The organism is Streptomyces sp. NPDC059224 (assembly GCF_042754285.1).
Lineage (GTDB): Bacteria > Actinomycetota > Actinomycetes > Streptomycetales > Streptomycetaceae > Streptomyces.
On sequence record NZ_JBHZAN010000033.1, the window covers coordinates 82,910 to 107,935 of the forward strand.

Consider the following 25,026-nt stretch of genomic DNA (forward strand, 5'->3'; position numbering starts at 1 on the left):
TCACCAGCCCGACGCGGTGTAGACGACGGCACGGACGGACTCCGCGCCCCAGGCCAGCTCCCGCAGCAGCGCGGCGGCGCCCTCGTCGGGGTCGATCAGCCCGACCCCGCGCCGGGCGTACTCACGCCCCAGCTCCGGGCTGACCATGCCGGTGTGGCCACCGGTCGGAGCCCACGGCCCCCAGTGCACGGTCAGCGCCCGGTTGCCGGTGCGGTCCGCCCAGTCGGCGCCGAGGCTCTCCAGGGCGTCGTTGGCGGCGGCGTAGTCGGCCTGGCCCCGGTTGCCGAGGACGGCGGAGACGCTGCCGAACAGCACCGCGAAGCCCGGCCCGTTGGGCAGTTCCTCAAGGGCGGAAAGCAGGGTGGCCGCGCCGCTCGTCTTCGTGCCGAAAACCCGCTGGAAGGACTCCGGGGTCTTCTCGGCGATCAGCCGGTCCTCGATCACCCCGGCCGCGAAGACGACCCCGTCCAGGCGGCCGTGGTCGGCGTGGATCTCCTTGACGGCCTGGAGTGCGGCGTTCCGGTCGCGGAAGTCCACGGCGCGGTAGCGCACCTGAGCGCCGAGCGCGGCGAGTTCGTCCAGCGTGGCGGCGATCTCCCGCTGGGCGAGGATCAGTTCGGCCTCCCGGTTGACCTCGGCGGGCTTGTGTCCGCCCCGGGCGGCGAGGGCCGTGCGGAGTTCGGCGGGGGTCCTGGCGGCGGCGGTGTCCGGGGCCTCGGGGCCGGTGGGCGCGGGTGTCCGGCCGAGCAGTTCGACACGGCAGCGGCAGGCGGCGGCGAGGCCGGCCGCGAACGTGGCGGTGATGCCGCGGGCCCCGCCGACCAGCAGCACCACGGAGTCCCGGTCGAGGCCGAGCGCGGCGGCCTCGGCGGCCCCCTCTCCGCCGGGTCCGGCGCCGGTGCTGCCGAGCGGGCCCAGCGGCACCTCGGTCAGCTCCAGTCCGTGCCGGCCGGCGGCGGTGCGCAGGACGACGGGGGCCGGGGCGGGTGCGAGCAGTTCGGCGAGCAGCGCGTCGGCGACGGCGGCCGGTGCGGTGTCCTCCATGGTCACGACCCGGGCGAGCGTGTCCGGGTATTCCCGGGCGACGGTCCGGAACAGCCCGTGGAGTCCGGCCGAGCGGGTGGCGTCCTCACCCTCGGCGGGCCGGGCGGCCAGCAGCCAGCGCGGACCGCGCGCCAGGGCCGCCCGCAGCACGGGGAAGGCGTTTGGCAGCACGGGAGTGTCACTGCCGGGCAGCGCGCCCAGGTACAGGACGCCGTCCACGGTTCCGTCGGATTCGCCGAGCCGGTGGTCGGGGCCCACGGTCACGGCCTCGGCGCCATGCGCGCGGAGCCGATCCGCCAGTGGGGCGCCGTCCCCGAGGATCACGAACCGGCTGCCGGAGAGCAGGGCGGCCGGATCGGGCACGGTGTCCGGTTCCGGCAGCGCGACGGGGCGCATCTCGAACCGCTTCGGCGCCCCGCCCGGAGGGATCTCCTCGACGGTGCCGGCCGTGGCCGTCTCCTCCTGCCGTCCGGCGGTGCCGACCCGTGCCTTCAGCCAGCCGGAGACGGCGGCGGCCGTCCGCGCCTTGGCCAGTTCCTCCAGCTCGGCGTCGTCGAGGGTCTCCGCCCCGCCGGCGATGCCGAGGCGCTTGGCCAGCTCCCCGGCGATCTCGGCCCGTTTGATGGAGTCGATGCTCAGGTCCGCCTCCAGGTCGAGGTCGGGCTCGATCATGTCGGCGGGGTAGCCGGTGCGCTCGCTGATGATCTCCAGGACGACCCGCTCGACGTCGGTCTCCGCGGCCGCCGGCTCCGGCTGGGGCGCGACGGTATCGGCGGGCGCCGGGGCCGGTACGGGCGCCGGAGCGGCGGCGAGGACGGGCGCGAGCTGCTGCGGCGACACCGGCGCGGCGGGCACCGCCCCCGGCGCGGCCCCGAAGTAGGTGAGCAGCACGTCGCGCTGGGCGGCGATCATCTCGCGGCTGGTGCGCAGGAATTCGGAGATCAGCGCGTCCCGGTCGGCCGGGGCGCCGTGCGGCTGGTTCGTCGTCACAGTCGTCTCCACGACTCGTCGGGCCGGTGCGAGGGCACCGGGCAGGAGGTCTCCGGCGGAGGTGCGCACGAGCTGTCCGTCGACCGTCCAGCCGGGCCGCGGGGGTGCCGGGGTGCGCAGGGCGTCCACCGCGTCACGGCCGCGCAGCAGCCAGGCGGTGCGGACCGGCGCCCCGGCCACGGCCAGCCGGGCGAGCGCGTCGAGCCAGCCGCGCAGTCCGCTGTCGGCGCGGGGTTCGCAGGCCACGGTGGTGTGCGGGCGGTCGCCGAGGATCTGTCCGACGAGCCGGGTCAGGACGGATCCGGGTCCGGCCTCGACGAAGATCCGCGCTCCGGCCTCGTACATCGCCTCGATCTGGGCGGCGAAGGCGACGGGTGAGCCGATCTGGGCGGCGAGTTCGGCGCGTACCGCGCCGGGGTCCGCCGGGTAGGGGGCGGCCGTGCGGTTGGACCACACCGGGAACTCGGGCGGCCGTACGGCCGTCTCCGCGAGGACCTCGGCGAACCGGTGTCCGGCACCGGCGACGACCGGGCTGTGGAAGGCGCAGGCCACCGGAATCCGCTTGGCGCCGAGCCCGCTCTCGCGCAGCCGCCGCACGGCCTGGGTCACTTCTTCGGTGGGGCCCGAAATCACGGTCTGCTTGGGCGAGTTGTGGTTGGCGACCACGACCGAGCCGGGGATCCCGGCGGTGCGCAGCGCGCGCTCGACGTCCTCGGCGGCGCCGGACACGGCGGCCATGGTGCCCGGTTCGTCGCCCGCGGCGGCCAGGATCGCGGTGGCGCGTTCGGTGCTCAGTTCCAGGAGGGTCCCGGGGGTGAGGGCGCCGGCCGCGCCGAGGGCGACGAGTTCGCCGTAGCTGTGTCCGGCGGCCATGTCGGGCCGGATCCCGGCCGCCGCCAGCAGGGCGTGGGCGGCGAGGCCGGTGATGCCGAGGGCGGGCTGGGCGGCCCGGGTGTCGGTGAGGGCGGCCCGGTGGCGCTCACGGGTGGCGTCGTCGAAGGCGGCCGGCGGGTAGAGGGGGCCGGCGTGGGCCCGGCCGAGCTGGAGGTAGTGCTGCAGTTCGGGGAAGGCCACGAGGACGTCGGCGAGCATGCCGGGGCGCTGGCTGCCCTGGCCGGGGAAGAGGAACGCGATCTTGCCGTCGGCGTCCGCCCGCGGGCCGGCCAGGTGAAGGCCGGCGGCCGGGGTGTGCTCGCCCGCGAGGATCCGCCGCAGCTGCCCGGCCAGCTCGTCCGGGTCACGCGCCACCACCGCGGCCCGCACCGGCTCGTGCGAGGCGTCCGCCCGGCGGGCGGCGGCGAGCGCCAGGTCGCGCAGCCGCCAGGACCCCGTCTCGGCGGCCCGCAGGATCTCCTCGACGCCCCGGTGCGCGGCCCTCTCGTCCCGGCCGCGGAACAGGAACAGCTCGGCGGGCCACAGGTCCAGTCCCTGCTCCGGCGGCACCGCGCTGTCGTAGGCGCCGAGCACCACGTGGAAGTTGGTGCCACCGAAGCCGAACGCGCTGACCCCGGCGATCCGTTCCGCCGCCGGAGCGGCCCAGGGCCGGGCCTCGGTGTGGAAGGCGAACGGGCTGTCCTCCTGCTTCCAGGCCGGGTTGGGCCGGTCGAGGTGCAGGGTGGGCGGCTTGACGCCGGTGTGCAGGGCGAGGGTGGTCTTGATCAGTCCGGCGAGTCCGGCGGCGCACTTGGTGTGTCCGATCTGGGACTTGACCGACCCGAGCACACAACCGCCGTTGACCGCGCCCGCCTCGGTGAACACCTCACTGAGGATGGTCAGTTCCGTGCGGTCGCCGACGACGGTCCCGGTGCCGTGCGCCTCCACCAGGCCGACCCGCGCCGGGGACACGCCCGCGTTGCGGTACGCGCGGAGCAGCGCGGCCCGTTGCCCCTCGGGTCGCGGTGCGGTCAGGCCCAGGGAGCGCCCGTCGCTCGACGAACCGAGCCCTTTGATCACGCCGTAGACGCGGTCCCCGTCGCGCTCGGCGTCGGCCAGCCGTTTGAGGACGACGCAGGCCACGCCCTCGCCGAGGGCGATGCCGTCGGCGGAGCCGTCGAAGGCGCGGGAGCGGCCGGTCGGCGAGAGGGCGTGCACGGAGGAGAAGAGGACGTAGTCGTTGATGCCGTTGTGCAGGTCGGCGCCGCCGCACAGCACGACGTCGCTGGTGCCGGCGGTGAGTTCCTTGCAGGCGACGTCGACGGCGGCGAGCGAGGAGGCGCAGGCGGCGTCCACCGTGTAGTTGGCACCGCCCAGGTCCAGGCGGTTGGCGATCCGCCCGGAGATGACGTTGGCGAGCATGCCCGGGAAGGAGTCCTCGGTGAGCCCGGGCAGTTGCGCGTCGAGGCCGTCGGGGACCTTGCCGTAGTAGGAGGGCAGTACGGCCCGCAGGGTGGCGGCGTTGGAGAGGTCGCTGCCGGCCTCGGCGCCGAAGACCACGGAGGTGCGGGAGCGGTCGAACTCCCGTCCCCGGGCGCCGTATCCGGCGTCGTCCAGGGCGCGCCGGGCGGCCTCGAGGGCGAGCAGCTGGACCGGTTCGATGTGGCCGAGGGAGGCGGGCGGGATGCCGTAGCTCAGCGGGTCGAAGGGGATGGCGGGCAGGAAGCCGCCCCACCGGGAGGTGGTGTGGCCGTCGGCGTGGTGGACGGCCGGGTCCCAGCGCTCGGCCGGGACCTCGGTGACCGCGTCGTGTCCGCCGACCACGTTCGCCCAGAAGGTGGCGAGGTCGGGGGCGTGCGGGAACATCCCGGCCATCCCGACGATCGCGATGTCGAGCGGGGCGGGGGCGGGCGGCTCCGCACGCTGTTCGGGTGCCGGACGGCGGCGGGCCAGGTAGTCGGCGGCGCCGTCGGTCACGGCGTGGTGCAGGGCGGCCACGGTGGTCGTCGCCGAGCGCAGCACGGCGACCTCCCCGGCCATGAACATCCCCTCGTTCAGCTGGCGTTGCTCGTCCACAGGTGCGAGCTCACCGCCGTCCGGGCGGTCCACGCCCTTGCTGGCGATACGCAGCCGGCCGACGTTGAGCCGCTCCAGCTCCTCCCACAGCTGCCGGTCCCGCACCCCGTCGGCCCGCAGTTCCGCCTCGCGCTTGTGGTAGCCGTCGGTGAACGGGCTGGGCACGCAGCGCGTGGCGTGGCCGGGCGCGGTCTCCAGCAGTGCTGTCGAGGCGGCGGCCATGACCTGGCGCTGGAACAGCGGCCGGATCGCGCCCCGGTCCACGGCCTCCTCGGTGAACAGGTAGGCGGTGCCCATGAGGAGGCCCACGGCCGCGCCCCGGGCGGTCAGCGGCGCGGCGAGCGCGGCGACCATCGCCGCGGAGCGCTCGTCGTGGATCCCGCCCGCGAAGAACACCTCCAGGCCCTCGGCCTGCGGGAAGTCCTCCAGGACGGCGAGCTGGGCCTCCCACAGCGGGAAGCTCGCGCGCGGTCCGACGTGGCCGCCGCACTCGGAGCCCTCGAAGACGAACCTGCGGGCCCCTGCTTCCAGGAACTGCCGGAGCAGCCCGGGTGAGGGCACATGCAGGAAGGTGCTGATCCCGGCCCGCTCCAGCGCCTCGGCCTGGGCGGGGCGGCCACCCGCGATGATCGCGTGGCTGGGCCGCAGCTCCCGTACGGCGTCGAGCTGGGAGGTCCTGAGTTCCTCGGGGGCGAAGCCGAGCACGCCGACGCCCCAGGGCCGGCCCTCCAGTGCCCTCCTGGCCTCGGTGAGCATCTCCCGGGCGCGGGCGCCGTCGGCCAGGGCCAGGGCCAGGAAGGGCAGCGCCCCGTCGGCGGCGACGGCGGCGGCGAAGGCGGCCCGGTCGCTGACCCGGGTCATCGGGCCCTGGGCGACGGGCAGCCGGGTGCCGAGGGCGCGGCTCATGGCGGAGGCACCGGGCCGTAACGCGTCCGGGGCGACGGCGTCGCCCTCCCGGATCGCTGCCGTCAACTCCCTTACGGTCCGTCGTACATCGCCCCACCGCCCGGCGAACCGGGCGGCGAGGAAGCCATCCTGTCCGACCGGCAGAAGCTGGGTGCGCGGGTCCTCGGCGCCCAGCAGCGCGGCGACCGCGGCCGGGTCGTCGGCGGGTGGGCGCACGGCGTCCGGACCGCGCCGGTGCAGTACCCGGTGGCCGGCCAGGACGGTGGTCTCGGAACCGTCCAGGGAGCGCAGTACGGCTGCCGTCGCCTCGGGCAGCCGGGACTCGGCGAGCAGGGCCAGCTGGCTGTCCAGGACGACTCCGGCCGCGCCGCCGGCCACCGCGGCCGCCGCGGTACGCGGTCCGATGCCTCCGCAGGCCCACACCGGGACGTGCAACTCGGGTGTGCCGAGTAGCTGTTGGAGGAGCACGAAGGTGCTGAGGCCGCCGACCCGGCCGCCGCTCTCGGCCCCCCGGGCGATCAGCCCGTGGGCCCCGGCCGCGACCGCCTCCCGGGCCCCGGGCAGGCCGGTCACCTCGGCCAGTACCCGGACGTGCGGGGGGAGCAGGCCGGCGGACCAGGGCGCGTCGGCGGCCAGGACCACGGTGTCGGGCAGTTCGTCGAGGTCTTCGGGGGTGAGCGCGCAGCCGGGGGCGACCCGCACGCCGTAGGGGGCCCGCGCCGCCCGTTTCAGCCGGGCCAGCGCCTCCCGGGTTCTTCGGTCACCGCGCCCCAGGTCCAGGACACCGAGTCCGCCCGAGGCGCAGACCGCTGCGGTGAGCCGGTGGTCGGGTTCTCCGAACGGGGTGACGCACATGATCAGGTCGACGGCACGCACAGGGAACGTCATGATGCTCCGAATAATCGGGAGGACAGCACGGTGGGGGATGTGTGCGGCGGAGTGCTCGGGGTGAGGCCCCCGGAAAGTAGCGAGTTCATTACTCGCGGGTCAATAACGGAACGGCCCTATCACGCCCGGGGGCATTGATTCGGCCAGTCGGGGAAATTCACCGCAAGAGCCGAAAATCAGAGCAATCCACTGCATCGAAACGGCTTCGGAACCGGTGGAGCGACGCCGCCACACCGCCACAAGTCCGTCAAAGCGTCCGGGTCATTCACCCGGCACTCACCCCGGCGCAACACCCCGTGCGGGCGCGCCCAGCTCTGTAAATTCGAGATGACTTCGGTCCGCTGGCTCGATCCTGGCACACCAAGAACGGGTAACGGCCACTCCGGTACGAAACCTGCACCAACTCTGACCCAAGCCTGACAAAAACCTGTCCCCAAGTGTATTACTTCACATGAAACACACGACGGGGAAAATCCTTGTAAACCCTTGAAGGAATGCGGTCGGAGAGCCTTCGCCCGCCGGCCGCTCATTGACATGGATTCAGTGTTTCAGCCGCTGACCGGGCGCCGGTGCGCAGCCTCAGATCGCCCGACGACGCACCCACCCAGACGGTGCGCGCTCCGGTGCCGAGCGTCCAGCGACGGCGGCCGGCGTCCCACGACGACAGGTGCGCGCGGCGACCCGTACCGTGACGCGGCACCGCTCCCCCGACCGCAGCACCAGCCGCCGGAATCCGCCCAGCACCCGGACCGCCTGGTCGAGTCGGAGACCGGGCGAGCGCGCGAGGTACACCTGCGGCACCGCCACGCCGGGAGGGCCACTTCACACCGTGGCCCTCCTTCGGCCCTCGCGCCGGACCTCCACCGTCCCCGCATGCTGCTGCCACCGGCTAACCGAGCAGGCCCCCCACTCCGCTCACGACACCCGCCACCGTGGCCGGCTCGGACCCCAGGACGTCGTCGGCCGTTCCGGCGAGCGTCGCGACGCACTCCGGCTGCCCCTGCGGCCCGGCGGGGACGACCGGGGCGGAACCGTCGTGGGAGCCGACCTGCGCGACCCGGGTGCCGTACGGCTCCCGCGCAGTACCAGGCGCCTGCGGCGGCGCCGCGGGATCCGGCGGGGGCGCGGAATCCTGCGAGTTCCCGTCGTTCTTCCCGTCGTTCTTCCCGTCGTTCTTCGGCCCTGCCGGCGCGGAGTGCGTGACGTCAGTCGTCACCGGTCCGCCGCCGTCGCCAGACGCCAGCTCCCAGCGCTGGTGAAAGGATCCGTCACGTCGGGCCACGGTCGCCTTCGTGCCGTCCGCGGCCAGCGCGAGGTCCTTGTCCCAGCGCAGCAGGAGCTCACCGCGCACCGTCAGGTCGTACGACACCTCCCCCGCGTGCACCAGGCAGCCCGAGACCACGAGCGTGTGCGCGCCGGGGTCGGCGGCCAGGCAGAGGCCGGGATCCAGGACACTGCGCAGCATGCCGTCGTCCCGGTACGACCACTGCTGGGACCCGGTGTCCGCACACCTGGCGAGCCGCAGGTCCGCGCCGTCCCGCGGCCGGCCGCCGCGCACGTCCAGGCAGAGCCCGGAGCCGAGGCTGCGCAGTCTGCCGTGGGCGATCTCGACAGGCTCGCCCGCGGAGGCCGGGGACGGGGAGGTGGCGGTGGGCGGTTTCCGGCCGGGACCGGACCCGGTGGTGCCGGTGACGGGAGCGCCCCAGGTGGTGGCGCCGGGGTGTGGGACACCGTCGTCGTCGGACCAGCCCTTGCCCACCAGCACGGTGGCGAGCAGCGCGAGGGAGACCAGGCCGGCACCGGCCAGCAGGGCCTTGCGCCGGCCACCCTCGGACACCGTGCGGTGCCGGCCGCCGGGCACCGTGGCGGACACGGGTCCGGTGCCGGCCGGCCAGGCCTCCGCGGCGTCGCGGCCGGCCCGGGCGTCGAGGTAGCGACGGGCGCCCCAGCCGAGCACGGTCTCGGCGAGCAGCACCTCCAGGCCGCCGTCGAAATGGCTGAGCTGTTCGGCGGCGTGCCGGCAGAACCGGCACACCGTCAGGTGCTCTTGCACATCGGGGAGCAGAGCACCACCGCGGCGCATGGGGACGTCGAGGAGCCGGTTGTAGAAACGGCATTCCTTCGAGGGCGCGAGTTCCCGGTGGGCGCGCACCAGACCGACCCGGAATTGTTCGCGTGCCTGGGCGAGGGCGGCTGTCGCGGCGGGGGCGTCGACACCCAACAGACCAGCGGGTATGTTTATGGGTTCGGCTTCTGCCTCGGTATGCCAGAGGAGGCATTGCGAGGCTGCGGGAAGAGACTGGAAAGCGCGTTCCGCGAGTTGCCGCCTTTCGGGGGTGCCCGGCCTCACGGCGCCGAGTCCGCGGCCGCCGGTGGTTCTGCGCAGTTCCGGTACGACCAGGGAAATGGCTTCGTCGGCGGCCCAGGCGCGGACCGTCTCCCGTACGGCCACGAGGAGCTGCGGCCGCAGGGCGCCGCCGACCGCGCCCCCGGTCAGCCGGCCGAGCACCCGCTCGAAGGCGGCGCTGGCGACCAGTTGGGCGACAGGGGTGGCGGAGGCGAGACAGACCACCGCGTAGTCACAGGTGGCACGCCAGTGCCGGGTGAGCAGCAGGGCGACGGCATGGTGCTTGGCCGCGGGCGTTTTGGTGAGCTGGGCGATGAGATCGCGGTCGGACTCCCCCGGAATCAGACCGGGGCGAGGCGGGCAGGGCGGGCGTGGGGGGTAGGGGGATTGCACTGAACCATTTCCTTCCGAGCCGCAGGACGGCATGCGAAATGGCGCCCTGACGGAATGCGGTGCCTGATTGGTGCGTACCTTTTGGAGCCCATAAGGACCGGCCTAACGGCCATGCCGGTCTCTGAACCCTCCCGCGGGGAGGCTCACCTTCGCACACGGGCCTCGCAGGAAACAAGAAGTGGAGGTGACCCGGGTTCAGGGTTCGGTGAATTCAGATGAGTTACCGTCGGTATCGACGAGTGGGTCGGATTCAGCGGGCTCACAGGTTCACCTTGTGCGCGTGACGGCCCCGATGGCGCACGGAATCTCCAACTCCCTCACATTCGCCCACCGTGGGGCGGAGCACGGCCTTCCACGGCCGCCTCCCACGTTTCTCCGGGCCCGCTCTTCATCCCGGCGGGCCGGCATGTGCCGCATGACCGCCCCCCACGCCTCCCCCGCCACCATGTCCTCCCGGCCGGCTCGCAGGGCCGTCGTACCGGCCGCCGGACCGGCACCCGTTTCCTGCCCGCCACCAAGGCGACCCCGAAGGAGATGCTGCCGGTCGCGTCGACAAGCCGGCGATCCAGTACGTCGTCGAGGAGGCCGCCCAGGCCGGGCTAGACGACATCCTCAGGGTCACCGGCCGGCACGAGCGGGCCATCGAGGACCGCTTCGACAACGCCTTCGAGGTGGAGGAGGCGCTCGCCGCCAGGGGCGACACCCTACGCCTGGACGCGGTACGCGATCCCGCGCTGCTCGCCGACATCCACCACATCCGCCAGGGCGACCGCCCGGCCTCGGCCACGCGGTGCCGCGCGCCCAGCACCACGTGGGCGACCAGCCGTTCGCGGTGCTCCTCGGTGACGACCTCATCGACGCGCGCGAGACCCGGTCGACCCGTGACAGGTCCACCTCTACGGCTGCGCCGCCGTCGAGCACACCGGCGAGGAGGGCGTGGTGCGGGTGACCGGCCTGGTGGAGAAGCCGTCCCCCGAGAACGCGCCGAGCACGTACGCGGTCATCGGCCGCTACGTCCTCGGCCCCGGGGTGTTCGGCCTCCTGGAGCGAACCGGGCCCGGCCGGGGCGGCGAGATCCAGTTGACCGACGCGCTCCTGGAACTCGCGGCGGCCGGCACGGTGCGCGGGGTGGTCTTCGACGGACGACGCTGCGACACCGGCGACCTGGCCGACTATCTGCGCACGGTGGTCCGGCTCGCCTGCGAACGGCCGGATCTGGGGCCCGAGTTCACCGCATGGCTGAGAGTTCGTGGCGGACCTGGCAGCCGAGGAGATCGCACGCCGCTCCGGCCGGGGCGCCTGAGCGAGCCACACGAGAGGGGGGCCGCACCGCCGCCGGGACCGGCCGAAGCGCCGGGCCGCCGGGCCCGGGCCGGTGCGGACGAGGCCGTGCCGGTGTGCCGGACCGCCCGGCGCGACGCGATCACGGCGTCGTCGTCCCGCACCCCGCGGGCGGTCGGGGCCGTCTTCGGCAACCCCGGGTCCGGCGAACCGCCCCTCCTCACCGGAGTCATCCCCATGACCCGGTCCTGAAGGAGGGCGCCGCGACCGGTACCGCGGACGGCTTCGCCCAGGCCACGTCCACGGACACGCACACCTCGGCGTCTCGGGCCTCGGCGTGCCGGACACCGACCGCGGCCACGGTCCGGCGGCGCACCGCGCCGAGGTCCTCCACCACCTGAGCGGCCGCATCCGCCAGGGCGCCACGGCGACCGGCCCCCGGCTCGTCGAGATCCTGTGACGCCGACCGGCAGCCCTTCGCGACCAGCGCGACCAGCCACCGGGCAGCTGATCCGAGGAAGCCCCGCTCCGGCGCTCCGGCCTGGCCGTTCCGGGCCCAGGTGCTGACGCGGCGGCATGGGGCTACCGTCATGTGGAGAGCCGGGGACGTGTTCACCGGTGCAGCGGGCTCCCTCTGCCGTCCTGGACCGGTCCTTCCTTCCTGTCGGAACGCGTTCCCTCCGGAGAAGCTGGAACTAGGGAGGCTTCCGATGGCGTCCACCGCATGGCGGCGGAATCTCTCGATGACTCTGACGGCCGTCACGATGGCCGTCACCGGCGTGGCAGCCGCGGCCCCGCCAGGCGGTGCGGCGAGCACCGGGCAGACAGCCGGCCGGCAGACGAAACCCACGATCGTCCTCGTGCACGGCGCATGGGCGGACACGTCGAGTTGGAACGGCGAGGTCACGCTCCTGCGCCGCGCGGGCTACACGGTGCGGGCCATCGGCAACCCGCTGGAGAACCTGACGACCGACGCGCAGACGGTCAAGGACTTCCTCAAGACCATCAAGGGTCCGATCGTCCTGGCCGGGCACTCCTACGGTGGATCGGTGATCACCAACGCCGCACAGGGAGTCGCCAACGTCAAGGCACTCGTCTACGTCGACGCCGCCGCGCCGGCGGTCGGGGAGACCACGGCGCAGCTCAGCGGTCCGACGTCCGTCCTGACCAAGGGATCGCCGTCCGACCTGTACGACGCCGTGCCCTACGCGAACGCACCGTCCAAGGCGTCCGCGCTGTACCTCAAGGAGAACGTGTTCGTCACGAAGTTCGCGAGCAGTGTGCCGCACGACCAGGCGGTCGGCCTGTGGGCCACCCAGCGCGCCGCGACCACGGTGGCCTTCAAGACCCCCTCCAAGTACCAGGCGTGGAAGACGATCCCCTCCTGGTACTTCATCAGCACCGGCGACCAGATCATCACGCCCAGCTCGGAGAAGATGATGGCGCGCCGCGCGAAGGCCAACGTGACCGTCTACAACGGCGGTTCGCACCTCACGCTCGTGTCGGACCCGGCGGCCGTGACGAAAGTGATCCAGTCGGCGGCCTCGTCCGTGCGATGAGGCGGCAGGCGACCGACGCGTCTGGAACCGGCGGCGGGCCTTCGGCCGCGGAATCCGCACCTGCCCGGGACCGTCCGGTCCGTTCGATCCCGCCGGTCAGGGCGGCCTCGCGTAAGGACAGGCCGTTCGAGCCAGACCGCCACCGGTCAGGACATGGACACCTGCGCGGCTGACGTCGTCGCGCTCACCGACGCCCTCGACCTGAAGGAAGCGGTGCACATCGGCCACTCCACGGGCGGCGTAGAGGTCGCCCGCTACGTCACGCGGGCCGAGCCGGGGCGGGTGGCCAAGGGCATCCTCGTCCCGGCTCGGCCCGCCGGTCGTGATCGAGAAGGAGAGCAACTCCGAGGGCCTGTCCGTCGAGAAGTCGCAGGCCCTGATCGGCCGCTGGTGGCTCCAGGGCATGACCGGCGCCGCCAACGCGCACTACGAGTGCGTCGAGACCTTCTCCGAGACCGACTTCACCGAGGACCTCAAGAGGATCGAGGTCCCGGCGCTCGTCACGCACGGCACGGGCGGCTCAAGAGCTACGACGGCTACCCCCACGGCATGCTGTCGACACACCCGGAGGTCCTCAACCCGGGCATCCTGGCCCTCATCGAGGAGCAGCCGGCGGTACGGCGGCGCCGAATCCGCAGGCAGGCCGGCCCCTTCGGCGCTGCCGAAGCCGCTCGGACGGCGGCGTCGACGGCGGGCCTGCCTGCCGCTCGGCCCCGGTCCCGGCCGACGTGAGCGTCGCCGACCGCTCAGCCGTTCAGGCGCAGCGTCCAGATCACCGTCATCTCGCCGGTGACCGCGCCGTCCTCGCGGGTGAGAGTGACGGCGACCGGGAACTCGGGGCGCTTGCCCGCGTCGAGTTCGGCGACGACGTCGGCGATCGGGCGGCCCAGGGTCGCGGTCGCCCTGACCGGGCCCAGAGCCACCTTCTTGTACGCGATCTCGGCGCGGACGGCGAGCGGCACGGCGCGTGAGAGCTGGCCGCCGAAGGCGGCGAGGACGATCGCGCCGCTCGCCGACTCGGCGAGGGTGAACATCGCGCCCGCGTGCGGTCCGCCGATGTGGTTGTGGAAGTCACCCTGGTCCGGCAGGGACAGCACGGCCCGCTCCGGAGTGGTCTCCAGGTACTCCAGGTTGAGGGTCCGCACCATCGGGACCGTGGCGGCGAGCATCTCGCCGATCGACATCTGGTCAGTGCTCATGACGGCAATGTTACTCATGGGTAGCAGAGTCTGAACAGTGCCGGTGCGCAGATCACAGTCCTCCCGGCGGCGGCCCGCGGGCCCGGCGTGCGCGGGTACCAGGGATGTAGGACGTCCCGGGCGGCACTAGGGTTACGGGCCATGTGGCCAGAACAGCAGCCGCCAGGGGGCGAGCAGAACCCGCGGAACAACCCGTACCAGCAACCGGGTTACCAGCAGCCGAATCCGTACCAGCAACCCGGCTACCAGCAGTATCCGCCGCCGGGCGGGTACGGGCAGCAGCCGCCGTGGGGTCAGCCGGGACAGGCCGGCGGGCCACGGCCACCGCAGGGCGGGGGCGGCGGCAACCGGACGAAGCTGGTCGCGGTCATCGCGGCCACGGCCGTCGTGGTGGCGGCCGGGGTGACCGGGTTCCTGGTGCTCGGGGGCAAGAAGGACGACAAGGCGGACAACGGCAAGGACCAGCGGACATCCCAGTCGCCGGCACCGTCGCCGACCGTCTCCGCCTCCGCCTCGGCGGACGACGACCCGCGCGGTGACGAGACCGAGAAGCCGACGGTCGCGGGCTGGAAGACCGTGGTGAACCCGAAGTGGGGCACGGCCTTCGACGTGCCGGCCGACTGGGAGGTGCTCACCCCCGGTACGTCCATCGGCTTCGAGGACAAGGACGGCAAGCCGATCATCACCATGTCGGGGGCCGCCCAGTACAAGTCGAGGTGGTGCACGAGCGACGACGACAAGGACGGCAGGACCGAGGACACCTCTCTCGCTGGGGTCGGCACCAAGGGCGAGAGCGGCGCGAAGAGTGGCGGCGACGCGGCCGTCCGGGAAGTCCCCTGGTGGGTGTACGGCGGCTACACGCAACCGGACAAGAAGAGCCTCGCCTACGACGAGAAGGCCACCGCCTACACCACCGCGTCCGGTCTCAAGGGCGCCTACGCCTGGGCTCGTTCGGCGAACACCCCGCAGAAGGGCAAGTGCGCGAGCGACGGCAAGGCGATCACGTTCGGCTTCGAGAACTCGGCCGGCGACCTGGTGTCCTGGGACTTCTACGGCGCCAAGGGCGTCAAGGGCGAGGTCCCCACGGAGACGATCATGAAGATCCTCAGCACGGTCCGGCTGCACGGCACACCGACCGCGAACTGACCTGGTCAGAGGGTCGGCCGACCGCTTATCGGTTTGGCAGGCCGGACGGTCGGCGGGGATAGTCAGACGGTGACCTCCGACGCCCCCGCCTTCCCCGCCGGCCCGCGCAGACCCGGCTGGGCGGGCCGCAACTACAGTCTGCTGACCGCGGCGGCGGTCGTGACGAGCCTCGGCGCGGGCGGCTCGCTGATCGCCGCCGCCTTCGCGGTCCTGGACGCGGGCGGCGACGGCGGGGACGTCGGCCTGGTGGCCGCCGCCCGGACCCTTCCGCTGGTGCTCTTCCTGCTCATCGGCGGCGCGGTGGCGGACCGGTTCCCCCGCCACCGGGTGATGGTCGCGGCCAACGCCCTCAACTTCCTCTCCCAGGGCGCCTTCGCCGTCCTGGTGCTCGCCGGCGACCCCCGTCTGTGGCAGATGATGCTGCTCACGGCGCTGGGCGGCACCGGCCAGGCCTTCTTCAGCCCGGCGGCCGAGGGCATGCTGATGTCCTCGGTGAGCGGGGAGCAGGCGGGCCGCGCCTTCGCCGTTTTCCGGATCGCGATGCAGGGCGCGGCCCTGGGCGGGGCGGCCCTCGGCGGGGCGCTGGTGGCCGCGGTGGGCCCGGGCTGGGTTCTGGCGGTGGACGCGGCCGCGTTCGCCGTAGCCGCGGCGCTGCGGTCGTTCCTCGACGTCAGCCACATCCCGCCGCGTGCCCCCGGGGAGGGGCTGCTGGCCGACCTCCGGGAGGGCTGGCGGGAGGTCAAGGGGCGCCCCTGGCTGTGGGGCATCGTCGTCCAGTTCTCGATCGCGAACGCGGTGGTCGGTGCGGCCGACGCGGTCTACGGGCCGCTCGTCGCCCGCGACAGCCTGGGCGGACCCGGCCCGTGGGGGCTGGCGCTGGGCGCCTTCGGCGCGGGCACGGTGGCCGGCGCCCTGCTGATGACCCGGTGGAAACCCCGCCGGCCGCTGTTCGCCGGCACTCTCTGCATCTTCCCGCTGGCCCTGCCCTCGGCGGCGCTGGCGGTGCCCGTCCCGGTGGGGATCCTCTACGGGGTGATGTTCGTCTCCGGGACCATGGTCGAGGTCTTCGGCGTCTCCTGGATGACCGTGCTGCACCAGGAGATCCCCGAGGACAAGCTGTCCCGGGTCTCGGCGTACGACTGGTTCGGCTCCGTCTCCCTGCTGCCGCTGGCGACCGCGCTGGCGGGCCCGGCGGAGGACGCCTTCGGCCGGAGTCCGGCGCTGTGGGGGTGCTCCGGCCTGATCGTCGCCGTCACCGCCGCGGTGCTGCTGGTGCCGGACGTCCGCCGTCTCACCCGCCGCACGGTCTCCGTCACCGCCCAGCCGCTGCCGGCGTCATCCGATGCCGAACGCGCCGCCGGGGGGCTCGGGTGACGGCACCGCGTCCGCGTCGCCGACCGGTGCGGCACCGCCGATGAACCGCCGCAGCGCGGGCCCGTGTTCGACGCGCGCCGGAAAGGCGTCGGCGGCCGTGCGCCGGGCCGGCCCTGTCATGTCGACGGGCCGGTGCGAGGCGATGAGCACCGCGTTCCCGAACCGCCGCCCGCGCAGCACCCCCGGCTCCGCGATGACCGCCAGCTCCTCGAACACGGTGGCGAACGTGGCGAGTTGGGAACGCAGGAAGTCGAAGGGCGCGGAGTCCGCGAGGTTGGCCAGGTAGACGCCGTCCTCGCGCAGCACCCGCCGGGCCTCCCGCGCGTAGCCCAGCGAGGTCAGATGCGCGGGGATCCGGGACCCCCCGAAGACGTCGGCGATCAGCACGTCGGCCGAGTCACCGGGAGCGCCCTGCAGCCAGCCCCGGGCGTCGGCGGCGTGCAGGGCGATCCCGGCGTGGTCGGGCAGCGGCAGCTGCTCGGTGACCAGGTCGAGCAGCCCCCGGTCGGCGTCCACGACGTCCTGCCGGGACCCGGGCCGGGTCGCCGCCACGTACCGGGGCAGGGTGAGGGCGCCCCCGCCGAGATGCAGCACGTCCAGGGGCGCCCCGGTCTCCGCCACGGCATCCAGCACGAACCCGAGCCGCCGGGTGTACTCGAACTCCAGATGCGTCGGTTCGTCGAGATCGACGTACGACTGGGGCGCCCCGTCGACGGTCAGCAGCCACGCCCGTTCCCGGTCGACGTCGGGCATGAGCTTGGCGGTGCCGTGATCGGTGACCCGGACGACGGGTATGGCTTCGTTCACCCCTCCATTGTGCGGTGCCCGTGCCCGCCCGGGGGCGCTCGTGACCTCACTCCACCGAGGTCACGGTCCCCGCCCCCACCGTCCTGCCGCCCTCGCGGATGGCGAACCCGAGTCCGGCCTCCAGCGGGACCTCCCGCCCCAGCTCCACCGTCATCTCCACGGTGTCGCCGGGCCGGGCGACCGCCGCCTCACCGAGGTCGACGTCCCCGACCACGTCCGCCGTGCGGATGTAGAACTGCGGGCGGTACCCCGTCGAGACAGGGGTCGTACGGCCCCCTTCGCGCCCCGAGAGCACGTACACCCTTGCCGAGAACCGCCGCGCCGGCACCACACTCCCCGGCGCCGCCACCACGTGCCCGCGTCGCACCGCGTCCCGCGCAACGCCGCGCAGCAGCAGCGCCACGTTGTCGCCGGCCTGCGCCTCGTCCATCGGCTTCCCGAAGGTCTCCAGGCCGGTGACGACGGTCTCGACGTCCGCGCCGAGGACCTCGATCCGGTCGCCGACCCGTACGGTCCCCCGCTCCACGGCACCGGTCACGACGGTTCCGCGCCCGGTGATGGTGAGCACGTTCTCCACCGGCAGCAGGAACGGCGCGTCCAGATACCGCTCGGGCATCGGCACGTACGTGTCCACCGCGTCGAGCAGCGCCTCGATGGACGCCGTCCACCGCGGGTCCCCCTCCAGGGCCTTGAGCCCGGAGACCCGTACGACGGGCACGGAGTCGCCGCCGTACCCCTGCGCGGTGAGGAGTTCACGGACCTCCAGCTCGACGAGGTCGGTGAGCTCCTCGTCGCCCGCGTCGGCCTTGTTGAGCGCGACCACGATGTGGTCGACGCCCACCTGCCGCGCGAGCAGCACGTGTTCGGCGGTCTGCGGCATGATCCCGTCGAGCGCGGAGACCACCAGGATCGCGCCGTCCAGCTGGGCGGCACCGGTGACCATGTTCTTGACGTAGTCGGCATGGCCCGGCATGTCCACGTGGGCGTAATGCCGGGTGTCTGTCTCGTACTCGACGTGCGCGATGTTGATGGTGATGCCGCGGGCGGCCTCCTCCGGGGCCCGGTCGATGCGGTCGAACGAAACGTATTGGGTATTGCTGCCGCTGCCGCGCTCGGCGAGGACCTTGGTGATGGCGGCGGTCAGGGTCGTCTTGCCGTGGTCGACGTGACCCATCGTGCCGATGTTGAGATGCGGTTTGGTGCGGACGTATGCCGTCTTGGGCATGGCGCTACCTCGAAGCCTGAACTGCGGTGGAGCGTCTCGTCAGCGCGGGACGCGGGGACCCCCAAGGACCGCCGACCCTCCCCCTGCGGGGTCCGCCGGACGTTCCGGGGAGGGTCAGCTTCGGGCGCCGTCTGCAGCGGCCGCCACAACGGGCACGGCAGCCTTCGGCGCATCCGCGGTTGCGGATGCTGCGAGGAGGAAGGCGTACCGGAACATGACGCAGATCATTGCCGATGCGTCGCCGCACGTCGAACGGTTTTCCGTGGTACCGGTTTCGCCCAATGGACAGGGACCGTACGGCGATCACACATCTGCTTCGGCTACTGTCACCGAATGCTCGATGCCAACCGCTCTGGCACCGCCACGGCCGATCCCCCGGCCGCCGCCAAGGAGCTGACCATTGTCGTGTCCGGTCCGGTGAGCTTTGCCGCCCGCTGCACAAGAGTGCTGCTGTCGCCGTGGTCCCGGCTGGCCCTGCTCGTCGCCCTGCTGGCGGCGGCCGGGTCGTCGGTGCTGCTCTTCGAGCCGCAGAAGCTGCTGACGCAGGGCTGGCCGCCCCAGGTCGAGGGCACCACCGCGGTGGTGGTCTTCGCCGTGGTGTACGGCCTGATCACGGTGGCGTTCGTGCCACGGCCGTTCCTGAACCTCGCGGCCGGCGCGCTGTTCGGCTCGGCGCTGGGCATGGGCGCGGCCATGGCGGGCACCCTGCTCGGGGCCTGGATCTCCTTCGCGCTCGGCCGCCTCCTCGGCCAGGACGCGCTGCGCCCGCTGCTGCGCGGCCGGCTGCTGAACGCCGCGGACAACCAGTTCAGCAAGCACGGCTTCCGCTCGATGCTGGCGGTACGGCTGTTCCCCGGCGTCCCCTTCTGGGCCGCGAACTACGCGGCGTCCGTCTCCCGGATGCGCTACGCGCCGTTCCTGCTGGCGACGGGGCTGGGCTCGATCCCGAACGTCGCCGCGTACGTGGTGGCCGGCGCCCGGGCCTCGACCCCGACGTCCCCGGTCTTCCTGATCTCGGTGGCCGCGATCGTGGTCCCGGCCCTGGCGGGCGCGGTGGTGGCCTGGCGCAAGCGCCACCACCTACGCGCCGGATAGGCCGCGCCCCGAAAGGGGCGCGGGGGCGCGGGAGCGGCGCGACGAGCCACGACGAGGCCGCACTCGCGAGACGGCGCGGTACCCGTCCCGGAAGGCGCCCGGCCCCAGGGCCTGTCCGGCGGATCACGCCGCGGGCACGGGGCCCGTCACGCCCTTCCCCGAGGAGGACCCCGCAGGGGGACCCCAGCGGGGTTGTCGTCGGCTCTCGACGTCCCCCAGCCGGCCGGAAGGTGCCCCCACCGCGCTGCCGCCCTCCTCCGCCTTGCAGCCGGCCGCACCAGACCCCGCGCACCGGCGCTGACGAGGCACAGTCGACTTCCCCCGGCCTGATCCGCCGGACGGGACAGGCCCTACCGCAGCGCCTCCAGAATCATCGCGTTCGCCAGCCCGCCCGCCTCGCACATGGTCTGCAGCCCGAAGCGAGCGCCGCGCTCCCGCATCGCGTGCACCAGTGTGGTGGTCAGCCGGGTCCCGCTGGCCCCCAGCGGATGCCCCAGCGCGATCGCCCCACCGTGCACGTTGACCTTGGCCAGATCCGCCCCGGTCTCCTGCTGCCAGGCGAGCACCACGCTGGAGAACGCCTCGTTCACCTCGAAGAGGTCGATGTCGCCGAGGCCCAGCCCGGCCTTGCGCAGCACCTTCTCGGTGGCCGGGATCACGCCGGTCAGCATCAGCAGCGGATCGGAGCCGGTCACGGCGAACGCGTGCAGGCGGGCCAGCGGCCGCAGCCCGAGCCGCTCGGCGGTCTCGGCGGCCATGATCAGCACGGCGGAGGCACCGTCGTTGACCGGGCTGGCGTTGCCCGCCGTGACACTCCAGTCGATCTGCGGGAATCGCTCGGCGAACCCGGGGTCGTAGTAGGCGGGCTTGAGTCCTGCGAGGACCTCGGCGGTGGTGCCGGGCCGCACGGACTCGTCCCTGCCGACGCCTTCCAGCCCCGCCACCTCGGCGTCGAACAGCCCCGCGTCCCAGGCGGCCGCCGCCTTGAGGTGCGAGGAGACGGCGAACGCGTCCATCTCCGCCCGGCTGATCGACCACTTCGCCGCGATGAGCTCGGCGCTGATGCCCTGCGGAACCAGGCCCTCCGGGTAGCGGGCGGCGACTCCGGGACCGAACGGGTCCTTGCCGGGCGGCACGTTGGACCACATCGGCACCCGGCTCATCGACTCGACACCGCAGGCCACGACGGCGTCGTAGGCCCCGGACATGACTCCCTGCGCCGCGAAGTGCACGGCCTGCTGGGAGGAGCCGCACTGGCGGTCGACGGTGGTGGCGGGGACGGTCTCCGGGAAGCCCGCCGAGAGCACGGCGTACCGGGTGGTGTTCATGGCCTGCTCACCGACCTGGTCGACGGTGCCGCCGATCACGTCGTCGATCAGGGCGGGGTCGACACCGGAGCGCTCGACCAGCGTGCGCAGGGTGTGGGCGAGGAGTTCGACGGGGTGGACGTGCGCCAGGGACCCGTTCGGCTTGCCCTTCCCGACGGGGGTGCGTACGGCCTCGACAATGACTGCGTCACGCATCTGGGGACCTCGATTGCCAGTCTTCGATTACCGGTAAGTAGGAAATCCGAACTCACCATAGCTCCGTGAGTAGGAAAATCCAACCGTCTAGGAAGCGGCGCCGCCGTCCGGGCGCGCACACGCCGCAGGGCGCGGACGGTCCGGAGACCGTCCGCGCCCTGCGGCCCTGCGTCCTACTGACCCTGCCGGTACACGTCCAGTCGGCCGCACATCCCGAACCGTCCCTCCTCATAGGGCTGTTCGGCGTGCACGACGGCGTCGGCGAGGTGGCCGGCATCGCCCCGTTCGAGGCGGTCGAGCTGCTCCCCGGTGGCCGCGGCGGCGGCCCGGGCACCGCGCTCCCAGCGGGCGCGCCACTCGGCGAGCCGGGGCCGTACGAGGGCAGCGGCGGCCCGGTGGAAGGCGGCCAGCGGCTCCGGGCCGGTGGCCTCGCGCAGCGCCCGGTAGCCCTCCAGGGCCAGATCACGGCGGGCACGGGCGATCCGCTCCCGCTCGGCTTCCGGCGCGTCCGCGGGAACGGTGGTCACCGAGGCGTAGGTCTCCGGGTCGGCCAGACAGCGCGGCGGCAGCGTCAGCACCGCGTCCCCGGCCTCCGGGAGGCCGCCGTTCTGCATCAGCACGGTGATGCGCAGGTCGCCCTCGTTGACGAGGCGGTGCACGGTGCCCGGCGTGAACCAGGCGACGGTGCCTGGGGTGAGAGGCGTGACCAGGTACCCGGAGGTGGTGAGCGTCTGCACCGCGCCCCGGCCGCCGGTGACCACGTACCCCTCCGAACAGGCCAGGTGCACGTGCGGGGTTCCGCCGCGCACCCCGTCGGCTGCCGGCCAGTCGTACACGCACAGACGCGAGACCGCGACCCCGCCCGGCAGTCCCGCGAACCCGGTTTCCCCGCCGCTCACCATGGATGCGCCTCCAGGTACCCGGCGATGTCCGCGCGTTCCCGGGCGCCGTTCGCGATCACGACCCGGTAGCGGCGCCTGAGGGTGTCCCCCGGGGCCAGTTCGAGTTCGTCGTGGAAGGCCCAGGAGGGGGCGATGCCGGCGAACGGGTCGTTGCGCACGAACCAGTGCGCCGGGTGGGTGCCGCCCGCACCCGACTGGTCGTTCTCCGGGGCGTGTTCGAAGACGACGGTGGCATGGCCGTCGGTACCGTCGTGCTCGCCGGACAGCGCCAGCCAGGACGACTGGGAGCCCATCAGCTTGGGGCCCTCGCCCTCGGGGCCGATGATGCGGCCGCCCCGGAAGGCCCGCGGGCCGCGCCAGAACAGGCCGGTGTAGCCCGCCTGTTCGCGTCCCGCGGTGGTCGGGCTGCCGAACCGGAGCGGCTCGTCACGGACGTTGGTGACGGCACTGGACCAGGTGAGTGCCCAGACACCGGACGCGGGGTCGACGTGGGGGACCTCGATGCGCCGCCGCTCCTCGGCCCACAGCGTCCCCTCGTACGGGTGCCAGGTCAGCCGCTCCGCGACGACCAGCCGGCCGTCCGCCGAGGACAGCTCGTCGAAACCGGCATGCCGCATCGATCCGACCCGCTCCGGCAGGACGAGGTAACCCTCGCCGTGGACATAGGAGTTGCCGCCCCACAGGTTGGCGCCGGACAGGTGCGAGGCGGTCAGCGAGAGGCCCTTGTGCCAGCGGTGGTCGTTGGGCCGGTAGTCGGTGACGACGTCCCCGGCGAGCGTGCGGATCGGGTGCAGATAGGGCTTGGGCGCCTCCCAGGCCGCCTCGGGCCGGTAGACGTAGGCGAAGAGCTGCACCCCGCCGACCGGCTCGGTCACGGCGATCCGGTCGCCGTGGGTGTGCGTGATCCGCAGTTCGCCGCTCACGCGGACTCCTCCTCGCGCTCGCCCGGCGCCCAGCCCGGGGCGTCCCCGTGCAGGGCCGTGTAATAGGGATCACCGGGACCGATCTCGCCCGCACGTACGGTGGTGCCGGTGAACGCCGACCTGTAGAGCGCGGTGATCAGCTCCAGGCTGGTGCGCCCGTCCGCGCCGCTGCTCCGCGGCCGCTCCCCGGCGCGCATGGCCGCGATCAGCTCGCGCAGCTGGGCGAGGTGCGAGCTGGGCACGTCCGGCCCGAAGTCCCGCCAGGCCGCCGCCTCCTCTGCGGGGACGCCCGGAGCCGCAGTGACGCGCCAGTCCGCGTTGGAGTGGCCGTAGAGGTGGGTCAGTTCGACGGTGGCGCGCTCGCAGTCGATGCGGATCCGGCTGACCTCGTCCGGGCTGAGCACGCTGTTGACGACGGTCGCCAGAGCGCCGTTCGCGAACCGGACCAGGGCGGTGGAGACGTCCTCGGTCTCCACGTCGTGCACCAGCCGGGCGGCCATGCCCCGCACCTCGCTCCACGGCCCCAGCAGGTCGAGGAGCAGGTCCATCTGGTGGATGCCGTGGCCCATCGCCGGACCGCCGCCCTCGGTCGCCCAGCGGCCCCGCCAGGGCACGGCGTAGTAAGCGGTGTCCCGGTACCAGGTGGTCTGGCAGTGGGCGACCAGCGGACGGCCCAGCGCCCCCTGCGCCAGCAGCCGGCGCACATGGGTGGCGGCGGAGCCGAACCGGTGCTGGAAGACGATCGAGGCGTACGGGCCGCCGTCGGCACCCTCCGCCGCCTCGATCGCGTCGAAGTCGGCGAGTGACGGCACCGGCGGCTTCTCGCACCACACCCAGGCACCCGCCCGCAGCGCGGCCACCGTCTGGTCCCGGTGCAGGGTCGGCGGGGTGCCGATGGTGACCAGGTCGGGCCGCTGCTCGGCGAGCATCCGGTCCAGGTCGGTGTAGGCGTGCGGGATGCCGGCCTCGGCGCGGAAGGCCTCGACGGCCATGGCATCGATGTCAACGGCGGCGACGACCTCGGTCTCGCCCTCCGCGGCCAGCCGGGCGAGCGCGGGCAGGTGCGAACCGCGTCCGATGGCACCGGCGCCGACGACGGCGGCCCGGATACGGCGGCCGGCGAAGGGGGCTCCAGGAAGGGGGGCATGGGGCGTGCGGGGCATGGACGTGATCAGCACTCCTCGGGGCGGGACCGGCGATGGGCGCGAACCGTCGCCCGACGTGCGCCGCACCCGCACCCCGATGTGCAGGAGCAAGCGCTTTCTCCTGGGGAAACGTAAGCGTCGGTGCCCGGGCCGGTCAACACCCCGTCGCCCCTGTCACCCGCCGAACCCCTGTGTCCACGCTGTCGTCGCCGCCCGCTACGCTGCCGTTGCACACGGATGATCACGCGCGCCCGCGCGCCCGCCAGCCGCTCTCTCACCCCTGGGACGCCGTACCTTCATGTCTTGGTTTGAATCGCTGATCCTCGGACTCGTCCAGGGGCTGACCGAGTTCCTGCCCGTCTCCTCCAGTGCGCATCTGCGGCTGACCGCGGCCTTCTCCGGCTGGAAGGACCCGGGCGCGGCCTTCACGGCGATCACCCAGATCGGCACGGAGACCGCGGTCCTCATCTATTTCCGCAAGGACATCGGGCGAATCGTCTCGGCCTGGTTCAGGTCGCTGTTCGACAAGACGATGCGACGCGACCACGACGCCAAGATGGGCTGGCTGGTGATCGTCGGTTCGATTCCGATCGGCCTGCTGGGTGTGACGCTCAAGGACCAGATCGAGGGCCCGTTCCGCGACCTGCGGATCACCGCGACCATGCTCATCGTCGTGGGCGTCGTCATCGGCGTCGCCGACCGGCTGGCCGCCCGTGACGAGACGGGTGGCCGGCACCGGGCACCGAAGCAGCGCAAGACGCTGGAGAACCTGAGCGTGAAGGACGGCCTGGTCTACGGACTCTGCCAGGCCTGCGCCCTGATCCCCGGCGTCTCCCGTTCCGGCGCCACCATCAGCGGCGGCCTGTTCATGGGGTACCGGCGCGAGGCGGCGGCCCGCTACTCCTTCCTGCTCGCCATCCCGGCGGTGCTGGCCTCCGGCGCCTTCGAGGTCAAGGACTCGGTGAGCGAGGGCCATGTGGCCTGGGGGCCGACCCTGTTCGCCACCGTGATCGCGTTCGCCTCCGGATACGCGGTCATCGCGTGGTTCATGAAGTGGATCTCCAACAAGAGCTTCATGCCGTTCGTCTGGTACCGCATCGCCCTCGGGGTCGTGATCATCGCCCTGGTCTCGGCGGACGTGCTCAGCCCGCACGCGGCGGAGTCGGCGGGCTAGGTGTTCTGTCCCGGGAGGTTGTGGACGGTGACAGGGCTCACGGCTGACTGATCTTGAAATAGGTGAGGGCCTTCTGGCTCGGTGTGGATTGCGACGTCTACACCTGACCGAAAGGCCCTCGTGTCCCACCGTAATGCACCCCTGACCGAGACCGGA

16 protein-coding genes and 2 pseudogenes are annotated in these 25,026 nt (G+C 73.1%); 7 read left to right on the top strand and 11 right to left on the bottom strand.

The genetic code is table 11. The annotated features are described in order from the left end of the window. The 3 genes from ACFXI4_RS32835 to ACFXI4_RS32845 form a co-directional block, all read right to left on the bottom strand. The gene (locus ACFXI4_RS32835; RefSeq protein WP_384997733.1) at window positions 1-6,777 is read right to left on the bottom strand and encodes an SDR family NAD(P)-dependent oxidoreductase; all 6,777 of its coding nucleotides are present in this window, start codon (window positions 6,775-6,777) and stop codon (window positions 1-3) included. Between the two features lie 579 nt (window positions 6,778-7,356). Beyond that, entirely contained in the window at window positions 7,357-7,584 is a 228-nt protein-coding gene (locus ACFXI4_RS32840; RefSeq protein ID WP_384997735.1) for a fibronectin type III-like domain-contianing protein, read from the bottom strand. A gap of 82 nt (window positions 7,585-7,666) precedes the next feature. Then, window positions 7,667-9,517, bottom strand: coding sequence for an RICIN domain-containing protein (locus ACFXI4_RS32845; RefSeq protein WP_384997737.1), 1,851 nt, complete (start codon window positions 9,515-9,517; stop codon window positions 7,667-7,669). Between the two features lie 415 nt (window positions 9,518-9,932). Here ACFXI4_RS32845 and ACFXI4_RS32850 point away from each other — a divergent pair. Further along, window positions 9,933-10,820 (top strand): annotated as a pseudogene (locus ACFXI4_RS32850) (UTP--glucose-1-phosphate uridylyltransferase). 207 nt (window positions 10,821-11,027) lie between these two features. On the opposite strand, the gene ACFXI4_RS32855 reads toward ACFXI4_RS32850, so the two are convergent. Then, entirely contained in the window at window positions 11,028-11,390 is a 363-nt protein-coding gene (locus ACFXI4_RS32855; RefSeq protein WP_384997739.1) for a hypothetical protein, read from the bottom strand. 118 nt (window positions 11,391-11,508) lie between these two features. Between ACFXI4_RS32855 and ACFXI4_RS32860 the strand changes: the two genes are divergently transcribed. Continuing rightward, window positions 11,509-12,357 (top strand): alpha/beta hydrolase, encoded by an 849-nt coding sequence (locus tag ACFXI4_RS32860; protein WP_384997741.1) that lies wholly within the window; start codon window positions 11,509-11,511, stop codon window positions 12,355-12,357. 120 nt (window positions 12,358-12,477) lie between these two features. After that, window positions 12,478-12,960: pseudogene (locus tag ACFXI4_RS32865) on the top strand (alpha/beta fold hydrolase); the annotation flags it as partial. Between the two features lie 143 nt (window positions 12,961-13,103). On the opposite strand, the gene ACFXI4_RS32870 reads toward ACFXI4_RS32865, so the two are convergent. After that, window positions 13,104-13,541, bottom strand: a complete 438-nt coding sequence (locus tag ACFXI4_RS32870) for a DUF4442 domain-containing protein (protein ID WP_384997768.1) — start codon at window positions 13,539-13,541, stop codon at window positions 13,104-13,106. Between the two features lie 156 nt (window positions 13,542-13,697). On the opposite strand from ACFXI4_RS32870, the gene ACFXI4_RS32875 reads away from it, so the two are divergent. Both ACFXI4_RS32875 and ACFXI4_RS32880 read left to right on the top strand, forming a co-directional pair. Beyond that, entirely contained in the window at window positions 13,698-14,702 is a 1,005-nt protein-coding gene (locus ACFXI4_RS32875; RefSeq protein WP_384997743.1) for a hypothetical protein, read from the top strand. 69 nt (window positions 14,703-14,771) lie between these two features. Beyond that, on the top strand, window positions 14,772-16,076 hold the full coding sequence (locus ACFXI4_RS32880) for an MFS transporter (RefSeq protein ID WP_384997745.1): 1,305 nt from the start codon (window positions 14,772-14,774) through the stop codon (window positions 16,074-16,076). On the opposite strand, the gene ACFXI4_RS32885 is transcribed toward ACFXI4_RS32880, so the two are convergent. Next, a complete protein-coding gene (locus ACFXI4_RS32885) occupies window positions 16,038-16,883 on the bottom strand; it encodes a spermidine synthase (protein ID WP_384997747.1) in 846 nt (281 codons plus the stop codon). The two genes, ACFXI4_RS32880 and ACFXI4_RS32885, sit on opposite strands and share 39 nt — an antisense overlap. 46 nt (window positions 16,884-16,929) lie before the next feature. Next, window positions 16,930-18,108 (bottom strand): elongation factor Tu, encoded by a 1,179-nt coding sequence (gene tuf / locus ACFXI4_RS32890; protein WP_384997749.1) that lies wholly within the window; start codon window positions 18,106-18,108, stop codon window positions 16,930-16,932. Window positions 18,109-18,441: 333 nt separating this feature from the next. Here tuf and ACFXI4_RS32895 point away from each other — a divergent pair, with 333 nt between their 5' ends. Then, complete coding sequence (locus tag ACFXI4_RS32895; RefSeq protein ID WP_384997751.1) at window positions 18,442-19,203, top strand: TVP38/TMEM64 family protein; 762 nt, start codon at window positions 18,442-18,444, stop codon at window positions 19,201-19,203. 350 nt (window positions 19,204-19,553) lie between these two features. Here ACFXI4_RS32895 and ACFXI4_RS32900 read toward each other — a convergent pair whose 3' ends face one another. The 4 genes from ACFXI4_RS32900 to ACFXI4_RS32915 form a co-directional block, all read right to left on the bottom strand. Beyond that, window positions 19,554-20,726, bottom strand: a complete 1,173-nt coding sequence (locus tag ACFXI4_RS32900; RefSeq protein ID WP_384997753.1) for a thiolase family protein — start codon at window positions 20,724-20,726, stop codon at window positions 19,554-19,556. Between the two features lie 173 nt (window positions 20,727-20,899). Continuing rightward, window positions 20,900-21,628, bottom strand: coding sequence for a cupin domain-containing protein (locus tag ACFXI4_RS32905; RefSeq protein ID WP_384997755.1), 729 nt, complete (start codon window positions 21,626-21,628; stop codon window positions 20,900-20,902). Next, window positions 21,622-22,551, bottom strand: a complete 930-nt coding sequence (locus ACFXI4_RS32910) for a PmoA family protein (RefSeq protein ID WP_384997757.1) — start codon at window positions 22,549-22,551, stop codon at window positions 21,622-21,624. Before ACFXI4_RS32910 ends, ACFXI4_RS32905 begins: the two co-directional genes overlap by 7 nt. Beyond that, complete coding sequence (locus ACFXI4_RS32915) at window positions 22,548-23,714, bottom strand: Gfo/Idh/MocA family protein (protein WP_384997759.1); 1,167 nt, start codon at window positions 23,712-23,714, stop codon at window positions 22,548-22,550. Before ACFXI4_RS32915 ends, ACFXI4_RS32910 begins: the two co-directional genes overlap by 4 nt. 280 nt (window positions 23,715-23,994) lie before the next feature. On the opposite strand from ACFXI4_RS32915, the gene ACFXI4_RS32920 reads away from it, so the two are divergent. Further along, window positions 23,995-24,870, top strand: a complete 876-nt coding sequence (locus ACFXI4_RS32920) for an undecaprenyl-diphosphate phosphatase (RefSeq protein WP_384997761.1) — start codon at window positions 23,995-23,997, stop codon at window positions 24,868-24,870. Window positions 24,871-25,026: the final 156 nt, after the last annotated feature.

Coding starts and splice junctions, on each gene's coding strand:
- ACFXI4_RS32835 (WP_384997733.1), bottom strand. CDS start 6,777: ATGACGTTCCCTGTGCGTGCCGTCGACCTGATCATGTGCGTCACCCCG.
- ACFXI4_RS32855 (WP_384997739.1), bottom strand. CDS start 11,390: ATGACGGTAGCCCCATGCCGCCGCGTCAGCACCTGGGCCCGGAACGGC.
- ACFXI4_RS32860 (WP_384997741.1), top strand. CDS start 11,509: ATGGCGTCCACCGCATGGCGGCGGAATCTCTCGATGACTCTGACGGCC.
- ACFXI4_RS32870 (WP_384997768.1), bottom strand. CDS start 13,541: ATGTCGATCGGCGAGATGCTCGCCGCCACGGTCCCGATGGTGCGGACC.
- ACFXI4_RS32875 (WP_384997743.1), top strand. CDS start 13,698: ATGTGGCCAGAACAGCAGCCGCCAGGGGGCGAGCAGAACCCGCGGAAC.
- tuf (WP_384997749.1), bottom strand. CDS start 18,108: ATGCCCAAGACGGCATACGTCCGCACCAAACCGCATCTCAACATCGGC.
- ACFXI4_RS32895 (WP_384997751.1), top strand. CDS start 18,442: ATGCTCGATGCCAACCGCTCTGGCACCGCCACGGCCGATCCCCCGGCC.
- ACFXI4_RS32900 (WP_384997753.1), bottom strand. CDS start 20,726: ATGCGTGACGCAGTCATTGTCGAGGCCGTACGCACCCCCGTCGGGAAG.
- ACFXI4_RS32905 (WP_384997755.1), bottom strand. CDS start 21,628: ATGGTGAGCGGCGGGGAAACCGGGTTCGCGGGACTGCCGGGCGGGGTC.
- ACFXI4_RS32915 (WP_384997759.1), bottom strand. CDS start 23,714: ATGCCCCGCACGCCCCATGCCCCCCTTCCTGGAGCCCCCTTCGCCGGC.
- ACFXI4_RS32920 (WP_384997761.1), top strand. CDS start 23,995: ATGTCTTGGTTTGAATCGCTGATCCTCGGACTCGTCCAGGGGCTGACC.